This is a genomic window from Christiangramia aquimixticola, assembly GCF_048285835.1.
GTDB classification, from domain to species: domain Bacteria; phylum Bacteroidota; class Bacteroidia; order Flavobacteriales; family Flavobacteriaceae; genus Christiangramia; species Christiangramia aquimixticola.
Map to the genome: position 1 here is coordinate 268,765 of NZ_JBLVTL010000003.1, position 12,379 is coordinate 281,143.

Genomic DNA, 12,379 nt, shown 5'->3' on the forward strand with positions numbered 1-12,379 from the left:
TTCCTCACTATCGTCTGCAATAGTTGTGCCATTAGTCGGTTCTTCAGTCCCAGCAGGTTGTGTAGCTTCTTCCATGCTTTCTACATCGTCTTCATCATGAAGTACTTTTGCTACCGCTGCAATTGCATCGTTGCCTTTAAGGTTGATAAGCCTAACTCCCTGAGTTGCACGCCCCATTACTCTTAGGTTTTCCACCGCAAGACGAATCGCAATTCCAGATTTGTTAATGATCATTAGATCATCCTTATCACTTACATTCTTGATTGCGACAAGTTGTCCTGTTTTTTCGGTTACCGAGATGGTTTTAACCCCTTTTCCACCACGGTTGGTGATTCGGTAATCCTCAAGGCTGGAACGTTTACCGTATCCATTTTCAGAAACAACAAGTATATCTGAATCAAAATCGTTTACTGAAACCATTCCTACTACTTCATCATTATCATCGGCAAGAGTAATTCCACGTACACCTGAGGCATTTCTACCCATTGGACGGGTTTTGCTTTCCTCAAAACGAATCGCTTTTCCACTTTTCACGGCCAGCATCACCTGACTGTTTCCGGTAGTTAACTTAGCTTCAAGTAACTCATCTCCTTCTTTAATGGTAATCGCATTAATTCCGTTAGTACGAGGTCTTGAATATTTCTCCAGTCTTGTTTTCTTAACCTGACCTTTTTTAGTGGCCATGATAACAAAATGATCATTTACATACTTTTCATCTTTAAGATCCTGAGTACATATAAATGCATTTACTTTATCTTCCGGCTCAATATTAATAAGGTTCTGTATCGCTCTTCCCTTGGAAGCTTTACTTCCTTCAGGAATTTCGTAAACCCTCATCCAGTAACATTTACCATTCTGAGTAAAGAACAGCATGTATTGGTGATTGGTTCCTACGAAAAGGTACTCCAGGAAGTCTTCATTTCTGGTATTGGATCCTTTTTGTCCAACTCCTCCTCTATTCTGGGTTTTATATTCAGAAAGAGATGTTCTTTTAATATATCCGGCGTGAGAAATGGTAATTACCACTTTTTCATCAGGGATCATATCTTCTATACTAAGGTCTCCCCCGGCATATTCTATTTGAGAACGTCTTTCGTCACCATATTTTTCTTTTACCTCGAGCAATTCATCTTTGATCACTTCCATTCTACGCTCCTTACGGGCAAGAATATCTTCAAGGTCTTCTATGGTCTTTAAAATTTCATCATATTCAGCTCTCAACTTATCCTGCTCCAGGCCGGTAAGTTGACGAAGTCTCATTTCAACGATAGCCTTCGCCTGAATTTCAGAAAGCTCAAAACGCTCCATTAATTTGGTACGCGCTTCATCTGCATTGGAAGATGCACGAATCAAAGCAATTACTTCATCAATATTATCTGAAGCAATGATCAATCCTTCAAGGATATGAGCTCTTTCTTTAGCTTTTCTTAATTCATATTGAGTTCTACGAACAACCACATCATGCCTGTGCTCAACAAAATGATAAATAAGATCCTTAAGATTCAGCATCTCTGGTCTTCCATTTACCAGGGCAATGTTGTTTACACTAAATGAAGATTGTAAAGCTGTATGCTTGAATAATGTATTCAAAACGATATTTGGGATCGCATCTCTTTTAAGCTGATATACGATTCGCATTCCGTTTCTGTCAGATTCATCTCTAATAAGACTAATCCCTTCTATTTTCTTTTCATTGACAAGATCAGCAGTCTTTTTAATCATGTCGGCTTTATTCACCTGATATGGAATTTCAGTAACCACAAGGTATTCCCTTCCGTTAATCTCTTCCATATGGGTTTTCGCCCGCATCACGATTCTACCACGACCTGTTTTGAATGCTTCCTTTACCCCATCATAACCATAAATGATTCCTCCCGTAGGGAAATCAGGGGCTTTGATGTGCTGGATAAGTTCATCAATTTCTATATCGTGATTTTCAATATAAGCAATGGTCCCATCAATTACTTCAGAAAGGTTGTGAGGAGGCATATTAGTAGCCATCCCTACTGCAATACCACTGGCTCCGTTAACCAGGAGGTTAGGAACTCTGGTTGGCATAACTACCGGCTCGCTAAGAGAGTCATCAAAGTTAAGCTGGGTGTCAACCGTTTCTTTATCCAGATCTGCAAGCATATCCTCACTGATCTTTCGCATACGGGCTTCCGTATAACGCATAGCTGCAGGACTATCACCATCAACAGATCCAAAGTTACCCTGGCCGTCAACAAGCATATATCTCATACTCCAGTGCTGCGCCATTCTAACCATGGTATCGTATACAGATGAATCACCATGTGGGTGATACTTACCTAATACTTCCCCAACAATTCTCGCAGATTTTTTATAGGCTCTGTTTGAAAGTACTCCAAGTTCGTACATTCCATACAAAACTCGTCTGTGAACAGGCTTTAAACCGTCCCGTACATCTGGAAGTGCACGTGACACAATGACCGACATCGAATAATCGATGTAGGCAGATTTCATTTCATCTTCAATGTTGATAGGAATAATCTTTTCTCCTTCAGCCATATTTAAAAATTTAATTATCTCAAAAATGTAAGGGGCAATTTACATATTTTATCCCTCTTTAGGTAAGTCCTTACATGGGGGACACTGTATTTTTATTAACAAATTTTTATCTGCTGTTGGTTAATAAGTTCAGTATTTTAAGCTTTGAAAAGTGAAAGTAATTTTGTCACTTAGCTACTAAGTCCCTATATAGGTACAGTTTTTGACCTATTTCGGTTGAAAATAAATTTGAGAAAGGAAGATACAATGGATGATAATTTTTCACCAAGAGTAAAAGACGTAATTGCTTACAGTAAGGAAGAAGCCTTAAGGCTGGGCCATGACTTTATTGGTACAGAGCACCTTATGCTTGGATTGCTGCGGGATGGCGATGGAAAAGCTATAGATATTTTAACCGCATTAGATATAGATCTTAGTCATCTACGACGAAAAGTTGAGATCCTTAGCCCTGCAAATCCCAATACCGTTACTATAAGTAATGAGAAGAGAAATCTGCATTTAACAAGACAGGCAGAACGTGCATTGAAGACAACTTTTTTGGAAGCCAAGCTTTTCCAGAGTTCTTCAATCAATACAGCCCACTTGTTACTGTGTATATTAAGGAATGAGAACGACCCAACAACTAAACTTTTGAATAAATTGAAAATTGATTACGACGGAGTGAAAGATCAGTTTAAATACATGATCGCAAGCGATGAAGACGACTTCACAGAAAGCCCAACGGCGGAATCATTTTCTGATGACGAAAGTGAGGATACTGCAAGGGAAAATCCATTTAGTGGGGGCGCCAGCACAGGAAAAACCAATAAAAAATCGAAAACTCCGGTTCTTGATAATTTTGGTAGAGACCTTACTGCAATGGCCGAAGCTGATAAGCTTGACCCTGTAGTGGGAAGAGAAAAAGAAATTGAACGGGTTTCTCAAATTTTAAGCAGAAGAAAGAAAAACAACCCGCTTCTTATCGGGGAACCGGGTGTAGGTAAATCTGCTATAGCTGAAGGACTTGCTTTAAGAATTGTAAAGCGTAAAGTTTCACGTATCCTTTTTGACAAGCGAGTGGTAACACTTGATCTTGCCAGTCTGGTTGCGGGTACCAAATACCGTGGACAATTCGAAGAACGAATGAAGGCGGTAATGAACGAGCTGGAAAAAAATGATGATATCATTTTATTTATAGATGAGATCCATACTATTGTTGGAGCCGGTGGCGCTACAGGTAGTCTTGATGCCAGTAACATGTTCAAACCTGCGTTAGCCAGAGGTGAAATTCAATGTATTGGTGCTACCACCCTTGACGAATACAGACAGTATATAGAAAAAGACGGTGCTTTGGAAAGAAGATTCCAGAAAGTGATCGTTGAACCAACTACTGTTGAAGAAACTATTGAAATTCTTAATAACATAAAGAACAAATACGAAGAACACCATAATGTGGTTTATACTAACGAAGCTATTGAAGCCTGCGTTAAGTTAACCAACAGGTATATGACGGAGAGGTTCCTGCCAGACAAAGCTATTGACGCCCTGGATGAAGCAGGTTCCCGTGTGCATATCACCAATATTGATGTTCCGCAACAAATCCTTGACCTGGAGCGAAAACTTGAAGAAGTTCGAGAAAGCAAAAATTCTGTAGTCAAAAAACAGAAATATGAAGAAGCTGCCAAACTAAGGGATGATGAAAAGAATCTTGAGAAAGAATTAGCAATAGCTCAGGAAAGCTGGGAAGAAGAATCCAAAAAACACAAGGAAACTGTATCTGAAGATAATGTTGCTGATGTGGTTTCTATGATGACAGGAATCCCTGTGAATAGAATTGCTCAAACCGAAAGTAATAAACTGGTAGAACTACCTAAAAAGATCAAAGGCAAGGTAATTGGGCAGGATGAGGCAGTTGGAAAAGTTGTAAAAGCTATTCAACGTAATCGTGCCGGACTTAAAGATCCTAATAAACCAATTGGTTCTTTCATATTCCTTGGTCAAACAGGGGTTGGAAAAACACAGTTGGCAAAGGTACTTGCGCGTGAACTTTTTGATAATGAAGATGCTCTTATCAGGATCGATATGAGTGAGTACATGGAGAAATTTGCTGTATCAAGATTGATTGGAGCACCTCCTGGATACGTTGGTTATGAAGAAGGTGGACAGTTAACTGAAAAAGTTCGTAGAAAACCTTACGCAGTAGTCCTTTTAGACGAGGTGGAAAAAGCTCACCCGGACGTATTTAACATGCTTTTACAGGTTCTGGATGATGGTTATCTAACCGATAGTCTTGGTAGAAAAATTGATTTTAGAAACACTATTATCATCATGACTTCCAATATCGGAGCTCGTAAACTTAAAGATTTTGGACAGGGTGTTGGTTTTGGAACCACAGCTCAAAAATCTCAGGTAGATGACAATGCCCGTAGCGTAATTGAAAATGCTTTGAAAAAAGCTTTCGCTCCGGAATTCTTAAACCGTATCGATGATGTTATGATCTTTAATAGTCTGGAGAGAGCAGATATTCACAAGATCATTGATATTGAACTTGAAAAACTTTTTGAAAGAATACATGGTTTAGGATACGACCTTACTCTTACAGATAAAGCTAAAGATTTTATTGCAGAAAAAGGTTTTGATAAACAATATGGTGCCCGTCCTTTAAACAGAGCAATACAAAAGTATATTGAAGATGCCCTGGCTGAAGAGATCATTACTTCGAATCTTAAAGAAGGTGATACCATAACTATGGATCTTGATGAAAAGAATAATATTCTTACTATAGATATTAAAAAACCGGTTGAAGAACCGGAGTCTTAATAGACTTTCAATAGAATTAAAAAAGGTCGCTGATTTTTCAGCGACCTTTTTTTTATCATCAAGATCAAAGTTTCCTCACCATTCAATTATGATGGAAAACGATCTGGAGTTTTTATTAATCCAGGAATTCTTCAATCCTGAAGTCTTCAATAAATTTCTTGGCCTTCTTAATATAAGGCGCCATTGTACGATCTTCTGTCAACACCGGCACTACTTCCCTGAAATTTTCAACTATTTCAGATAAAAATTCAGATGTTTGAGCTGGCTCCCTAAAATGAAGTGCCTGAGAAGCATTGAAAAGTTCAATTGCCAAGACAGTATTTAAATTTTCCACAACTTTAATAAGCTTGGTGGCACTGTTGGACCCCATACTAACATGGTCTTCCTGCCCGTTTGAGGAAACAATGGAATCCACAGATGCAGGGGTAGAAAGTTGCTTATTCTGACTAACAATACTCGCAGCTGTATATTGAGGAATCATAAATCCGCTGTTCAAGCCTGGATTTTCAACAAGAAAATTAGGCAGGCCTCGTAAACCTGATACTAATTGATAAATCCTGCGTTCTGAAATATTGGCCAATTCTGAAAGTGCAATGGCTAAATAATCCATTCCTAGCGCTAACGGCTGTCCATGAAAATTCCCTCCGGAAATAATCTTATCTGCTTCAATAAAAATATTGGGATTATCTGTAACCGAATTGATCTCTGTTTTTATGGTCTTTCTTACAAATGCAAGAGTATCTTTTGAGGCGCCATGTACCTGAGGGATACATCTAAAAGAATAAGGATCCTGAACATTTTTCTTTTCAGATTCTGCTATCAAACTTCCTTCAAGAAATTTCCTGATTCTTTCAGCTGTTTTAACCTGACCACGATGTGGTCTTACTAAATGAACCAATTCGTCAAATGGAGATAAATTACAATCGAAAGCATCAATTGAAATTGCTCCAATTAGATCGGCCATATAAGAAAGCTTGTAAGCTTTCAATAAGGCATAAACACCATGAGCACTCATAAACTGAGTCCCATTAAGCAGAGCAAGTCCTTCCTTACTTTGTAATTTAAGAGGCTCCCACCCCATTTTATTCAGCAACTGTTCACCTGTAATAATTCCTTCACCATCCCATATTTCTCCATCTCCAATAAGCGGAAGGGAAAGATGCGCCAGTGGTGCAAGATCACCAGATGCCCCAAGCGATCCTTGTTCATAAATTACCGGCAGTAGATCATTATTAAAAAGCTTGATCAATCTTTCGACAGTTTCAAGAGCAATTCCTGAATTTCCGTAGCTTAAAGACTGTATCTTAAGCAACAGCATTAGTCTTATAATAGGTTTTGAAACCTTATCCCCGGTTCCGCAGGCATGAGAACGAACCAGATTTTCCTGTAACTCGGTAAGTTTTTCCGGTGTTATCTTTACGTTACAAAGTGCTCCAAAACCGGTATTAATTCCATAAACAGGAGCAGTACTATTCTTTATTTTGTTATTGAGGTATTTTCGGGATTTCTCAATGTTCACCCTGGATTCATCACTTAATGCCAGTTTTTTATTGTTCCTAATTATATCGTCAATGACCTCCAGGTCCAGAACTGCTGAGCTTATATAGTGATACTCCATTATGTAGAAAATTTTTGGAAGGCAAAAATCTTACTTCGGTTATAAGAAACCAAATATTTCAGTGAATATTCTATAAATTTTTAAACAATTCTTAATTTTTAGCGCTTATCAATGGATTCTCCATTAAATAATTCCATAATTGCTCTGCCTATATGATCTGCAATATCTCCTGCCAGCAAACTTTCATAACCTAATTCTCTAACCGCAATATCGCCACTGGCGCCATGGAGGTATACTCCCAAAACAGCGGCAGCAACATTGTTATATTGTTGCCCCATCAAGGACGTAATAATGCCGGAAAGAACGTCCCCGCTACCTGCGGTAGCCATTCCGGGGTTTCCGGAAGTATTAATGAAAACTTCCTTACCATTCACTATAAAAGTATGCGCACCTTTAATCACAACAATCACTTTATATTTTTCACTTAATTCTCTGGTTTTTTCAAGTTTTTCAAAATTATCTTTCCACTCTCCTATCAATCTTTTTAATTCTCCGGGATGCGGTGTTAAAACTGAGCCTTCCGGAAGTAAGTCTAACATATCTTTATTTTCAGAAAGTATATTGATACCATCAGCATCCACCAAAATAGGCGTTTTCACCTCACTTAAAAATTGTCTAAAAGCAGTTACCGTTTTCCTATCAGTCCCGGCGCCCATTCCAAAACAAAATACATCAGCATCAAAATCGGCAGGAATCGAGGTGATCAAATCTTCCTCATTATCTGTTATAACCATTGCTTCGGGTAAAGCCGTCTGGATAATTTGATATCCAATTTTTGGAATGTATAAGCTGCATAATCCCGTTCCTGCGCGCAAAGCAGCTTTAGCCGTAAGTTGCACGCTTCCCATTTTTCCGTAGCTGCCACCGGCAATTAAAACTCTTCCATAGTCTCCTTTATGCGAATTCTTCTTTCTCGTTTTATATAAGCTGGCCGCTTCTTCTTTCCCAATTAGATAAATATCTGATTCTAACTTTGCGAGAAATTCCCGGTCTAAACCAATATCAAGTAATTGCAACTCGCCTATATAATCCATCGTTTCCGGCAAGAAAAACACCAGTTTTGGCGCCTGGAAACTCAGGGTATAATCAGCTTCAATAATCGCACTATTCTTTTCCGGACCTTTATCTGTAAATAATCCACTGGGCATATCTATGGCCAGGGTAAAAGCCTGAGATGCATTAATATATTCTACAAGTTTACCCACCCAGTTTTCCAGGGGTCGGTTCAACCCAATCCCGAACATTGCGTCAATAACAAAGTCACCTGTTTGAATATCTGGAAAGCTGTCTTCATTTTTGATCAACTGTGGCCAGTTATTAGTGATATCCTTTAATTTCTCATAATTAGTCAAAAAGTCTTCAGACCTTTTATCGCTGTAATTCACCACATAGGTAGTTACTTCATAACCATGCTGAATCAGGTGGCGTGCTATAACCAGGCCATCACCTCCATTATTACCAATTCCACAAAAGATCTTAATTGGAATAGGTGCGCCCTGCAAACGTTTATGAATTTCTTCAAAAACAAGAGTTGCGGCTCGTTCCATTAATTCAACAGAAGTTATATTCTCTTTTTGGATGCTATACTTATCTGCTTCAGATAATTGTTTAGCACTAAGTATTTTCATGAAAAGCAATTTTTGATGTCTATCAAATATAATGTTATTAGCCGGTTTTAAATATAAACAGATAAAATGGCGGATTTAATATTGTATTCTTTCTGAATTGAATAAATTTGGGCAAATTTTTAAAAATAATGAAAGAAGTAGCCCTGTCTGCAAAACATAAAGAACTGAATGCTAAAATGGTTCCATTCGCCGGATTTAACATGCCGGTTTCCTATGAAGGAGTAAACATTGAACATGAAACAGTACGCAAAGACCTTGGTGTTTTTGATGTTTCCCATATGGGTGAATTTTTAATTTCAGGAGAAAATGCTCTGGAATTAATTCAGAAGATCAGCTCTAACGATGCTTCTAAACTTACCAATGGAAAAGCTCAGTATTCCTGCATGCCTAATGATCAAGGCGGAATTGTTGATGACCTTATTATATATAGAATTGAGGAAGAGAAATATTTACTGGTAGTAAATGCTTCTAATATTGACAAAGACTGGAACTGGATCTCTCAGCATAACACAATGGATGCTACCATGCGGGACATGAGTGATGAAATGTCATTGCTGGCCATTCAGGGACCAAAAGCTGCTGAAGCCATGCAATCCTTGACTGAGATCGACCTGACCAATATGAAGTTCTATACTTTTGAAGTTGGAGAATTTGCGGGGGTTGATAAAGTGATCGTATCTGCAACAGGTTATACCGGAAGCGGTGGTTTTGAAATCTATTTTAAAAACGAGGATGCAGAACAGATCTGGGATGCGGTAATGGAAGCCGGGAAGGATTTTGGAATCAAACCAATTGGTCTTGCAGCAAGGGACACCCTTAGACTGGAGATGGGATATTGTTTATACGGAAATGATATAGATGACACAACCTCTCCTATTGAAGCCGGTTTAGGGTGGATCACCAAATTCACTAAAGACTTCATTAATAGTGAAGAATTAAAAAAGCAAAAGGAAAACGGACCTGAAAGAAAGCTTGTAGCTTTTGTACTTGACGAAAGAGGAATACCAAGACAAGGTTATGATATCGTGAATGAGGCCGGAGAAAAAATTGGAACTGTAACCTCAGGTACCATGTCCCCTTCCCTTGAAAAAGGAATAGGGCTTGGATATGTTCCTGCAGATATTGCTGGTGTTGGAAATAAGATCCTTATCCAGATCAGGAAAAAAGCAGTACCTGCAACGCAAGTAAAACTGCCTTTTTACAAAGGATAAATTATTTGAAACGAATATTCATTTTAGGAGCTAGCGGCTTTATAGGCAATGCCCTATATAAAGAGCTATGCTCCTATTTTGATACTCATGGTACCTATCATACCGCCAACGATTTTTTTGAAAGTAATCACCAGTTCCACCATTTTGATATGGAGTATGAGAATGTGGAGATCTTACTGGAAAATTTAAGGCCGGATGTAATAATTTCATCTCTTCGCGGAAGTTTCGATGCGCAGGTAGAAACCCATTTTTCGATCATAAACTACTTACTTAAATACGATAAAAAGCTAATATTCCTAAGTTCTGCCAATGTATTTGATGCTTTCACCAACTACCCTTCTTACGAATATGACAAAACTTTAAGTCAAAGTGTTTATGGCCGGTTTAAGATCAAGATAGAAAATGCACTTTTACGACTTCCCAACCATCAGTACAATATTCTAAGATTACCAATGGTTTTTGGGAAAGGATCCCCTCGAATTAAGGAAATTAAAACAGTAATCGATCTTGGTGAGCCCCTGGAAGTATTTCCAAATGTCGTTATTAACGCCACCGAAATCCAGAAACTTACCCAGCAGGTTCATTATATAATAAACAGAAGCCGGCAGGGAGTTTTTCACCTTGGCAGCACAGACCTTGTTCACCAAAGAGATTTTATCCTGGATATTTGTGAGGGTTTAGGTTTTGATAGCCCATTATTTAAAAATGTTTACGATTCCAATTATGATCGGTTTTTAGCGGTACTTCCTAAGGACAATAAACTTCCAAAGAATCTTCACATCAGCATTCAACAAGTAGTTAAAGCCTCTACTAAGCTTTAGTTGTTAAAACTTTATTAAACCAAAATTGATTTTTTCACCACTGCTGGTTTAATGTCTAACTTTAAGGGAATATAAAATCCGGACATTATGCAAAAATTAAGTGAGCAGGAGATCGAGAATAAGTTAAAAGATTTAGACGGATGGACCTATGCAAAAAAGGCCATTCATACCTCGTTTCAATTCGAGAACTTTAAAGAAGCATTCACTGTGATGACGCGAATTGCTTTTGAAGCTGAAGCTCAGCAACATCATCCAAATTGGGGAAATGTATACAACCAGCTGGAAATTTCTCTCTCCACCCATGATGCTGATGGAGTAACCGAAAAGGATTTCAAATTAGCCCGAACCATCGAGGATATCATAGAAGCATCCAATTAACAGCGGATAGGAATAAAATTGCAGGGCTCCTGAATTATTAAGTGATTTAGGAGCTTTTTTTTATATTTTTGCCCGAATCTAATTTTTATCTTAAAATGGGAAGAGCATTTGAATTTCGCAAAGCGCGTAAAATGAAACGTTGGTCGGCAATGGCCAAAGCTTTCACAAGAATTGGGAAGGATATAGTAATGGCCGTTAAAGATGGCGGACCAGATCCTGATACCAATGCAAAGTTACGTGCAGTTATTCAGAACGCGAAAAGTGTAAATATGCCAAAGGACAATATCGAACGCGCGATCAAACGTGCTTCAGATAAGTCTCAGGGTGAATATAAAGTGGTGCTTTTTGAAGGATACGCTCCTCATGGAATCGCGATCCTTGTAGAAACTGCAACAGATAACAATAACAGAACAGTGGCAAACATTCGGTCTCATTTTAATAAATGTGACGGGAACCTGGGAACTTCAGGATCTGTAGAATTTATGTTTGATCATACCTGTAATTTCAGAATTAATGCTGAAGGTCAGGATCCGGAAGAACTGGAGCTTGAATTGATCGATTTTGGTGCAGAAGAGGTTTTTGAAGATGAAGATGGAATTCATATCTACGCTCCTTTTGAATATTTTGGTGCTATTCAGAAAGAACTGGAAAACAGAGAAATTGAAATTTTATCTTCCGGCTTTGAAAGAATTCCGCAGGTTACAAAAAGTCTTACTGCAGAGCAGGCTGAAGATGTGGAAAAATTACTGGAAAGACTGGAAGAGGATGATGATGTACAAAACGTATATCATACTATGGAATCTCCGGAATCTACAGAAGACTAAACTAAAAGTTTTCGCGAATCTTACCTTCTACCCCATCGTAGAATTTAAGGATCTTAGAATAATCTTTATCAAAATCTCCGGTTGGCTGAAAAGCCCCGGAGATTTTTACTTTTTTCACCCCATAATCAAATGAAACCAAAATGATGGGAACTTTCGCTTTTAGCGCTATATAATAGAAACCGGTTTTCCAGGTAGTTGTTTTTTGACGTGTACCTTCCGGCGACATTGCTAATCTAAAAACATCCTTCTCTTCAAATACTTTCGCGATGGCATCAACTTTCTTTTTATTCCCAGATCTGTCAATTGGAGCTCCTCCCACCATTCTGAAATAAAAACCAAAAGGCGGTTTAAACAATTCTTTCTTTCCAATAAAATTTATCTGTAATCCCATTAGTTGCCTAACCAGAATTCCAATTAAAAAATCATAGGAACTGGTATGTGGAGCAACGATAACTACACATTTTTTTATGGCAGGATCAAAATTATTCTCAAGTTTCCAGCCAAGAATTTTATAAAATACAAGTTTTGCTAACCAGCGCATAAGATATTATTCTCGATGATGCTTAGTTGA

9 protein-coding genes are annotated in these 12,379 nt (G+C 38.2%); 5 read left to right on the forward strand and 4 right to left on the reverse strand.

Annotated features, from left to right (window positions below):
• The coding region (gene gyrA, locus ACNKXV_RS08150; protein ID WP_417907219.1) for a DNA gyrase subunit A at positions 1-2,529 on the reverse strand (2,529 nt) is incomplete at its 3' end.
• 246 nt (positions 2,530-2,775) lie between these two features.
• Here gyrA and ACNKXV_RS08155 point away from each other — a divergent pair.
• A complete protein-coding gene (locus ACNKXV_RS08155; RefSeq protein WP_417907427.1) occupies positions 2,776-5,328 on the forward strand; it encodes an ATP-dependent Clp protease ATP-binding subunit in 2,553 nt (850 codons plus the stop codon).
• Between the two features lie 115 nt (positions 5,329-5,443).
• On the opposite strand, the gene hutH is transcribed toward ACNKXV_RS08155, so the two are convergent.
• On the reverse strand, positions 5,444-6,949 hold the full coding sequence (gene hutH, locus ACNKXV_RS08160; protein ID WP_417907428.1) for a histidine ammonia-lyase: 1,506 nt from the start codon (positions 6,947-6,949) through the stop codon (positions 5,444-5,446).
• 95 nt (positions 6,950-7,044) lie between these two features.
• Complete coding sequence (locus ACNKXV_RS08165) at positions 7,045-8,574, reverse strand: NAD(P)H-hydrate dehydratase (protein WP_417907220.1); 1,530 nt, start codon at positions 8,572-8,574, stop codon at positions 7,045-7,047.
• Between the two features lie 128 nt (positions 8,575-8,702).
• Here ACNKXV_RS08165 and gcvT point away from each other — a divergent pair, with 128 nt between their 5' ends.
• From gcvT to ACNKXV_RS08185, 4 genes are all read left to right on the forward strand, one after another.
• Entirely contained in the window at positions 8,703-9,785 is a 1,083-nt protein-coding gene (gene gcvT, locus ACNKXV_RS08170) for a glycine cleavage system aminomethyltransferase GcvT (protein ID WP_417907221.1), read from the forward strand.
• Between the two features lie 5 nt (positions 9,786-9,790).
• Positions 9,791-10,606 carry a sugar nucleotide-binding protein gene (locus ACNKXV_RS08175; RefSeq protein ID WP_417907222.1) on the forward strand — a complete coding sequence of 272 codons (816 nt, stop codon included), beginning with the start codon at positions 9,791-9,793 and terminating at the stop codon, positions 10,604-10,606.
• Positions 10,607-10,693: 87 nt separating this feature from the next.
• Positions 10,694-10,984, forward strand: a complete 291-nt coding sequence (locus tag ACNKXV_RS08180) for a 4a-hydroxytetrahydrobiopterin dehydratase (RefSeq protein ID WP_417907223.1) — start codon at positions 10,694-10,696, stop codon at positions 10,982-10,984.
• Between the two features lie 95 nt (positions 10,985-11,079).
• A complete protein-coding gene (locus ACNKXV_RS08185) occupies positions 11,080-11,808 on the forward strand; it encodes a YebC/PmpR family DNA-binding transcriptional regulator (protein WP_417907224.1) in 729 nt (242 codons plus the stop codon).
• Between the two features lies 1 nt (position 11,809).
• On the opposite strand, the gene ACNKXV_RS08190 is transcribed toward ACNKXV_RS08185, so the two are convergent.
• Positions 11,810-12,349, reverse strand: coding sequence for a 1-acyl-sn-glycerol-3-phosphate acyltransferase (locus ACNKXV_RS08190; RefSeq protein WP_417907225.1), 540 nt, complete (start codon positions 12,347-12,349; stop codon positions 11,810-11,812).
• Positions 12,350-12,379 lie beyond the last annotated feature (30 nt).

Excerpts from the sequence above, each read along its gene's own strand:
- ACNKXV_RS08185 (WP_417907224.1), top strand. The coding sequence starts at position 11,080 with ATGGGAAGAGCATTTGAATTTCGCAAAGCGCGTAAAATGAAACGTTGG.
- ACNKXV_RS08190 (WP_417907225.1), bottom strand. The coding sequence starts at position 12,349 with ATGCGCTGGTTAGCAAAACTTGTATTTTATAAAATTCTTGGCTGGAAA.
- ACNKXV_RS08165 (WP_417907220.1), bottom strand. The coding sequence starts at position 8,574 with ATGAAAATACTTAGTGCTAAACAATTATCTGAAGCAGATAAGTATAGC.
- ACNKXV_RS08155 (WP_417907427.1), top strand. The coding sequence starts at position 2,776 with ATGGATGATAATTTTTCACCAAGAGTAAAAGACGTAATTGCTTACAGT.
- gcvT (WP_417907221.1), top strand. The coding sequence starts at position 8,703 with ATGAAAGAAGTAGCCCTGTCTGCAAAACATAAAGAACTGAATGCTAAA.
- ACNKXV_RS08180 (WP_417907223.1), top strand. The coding sequence starts at position 10,694 with ATGCAAAAATTAAGTGAGCAGGAGATCGAGAATAAGTTAAAAGATTTA.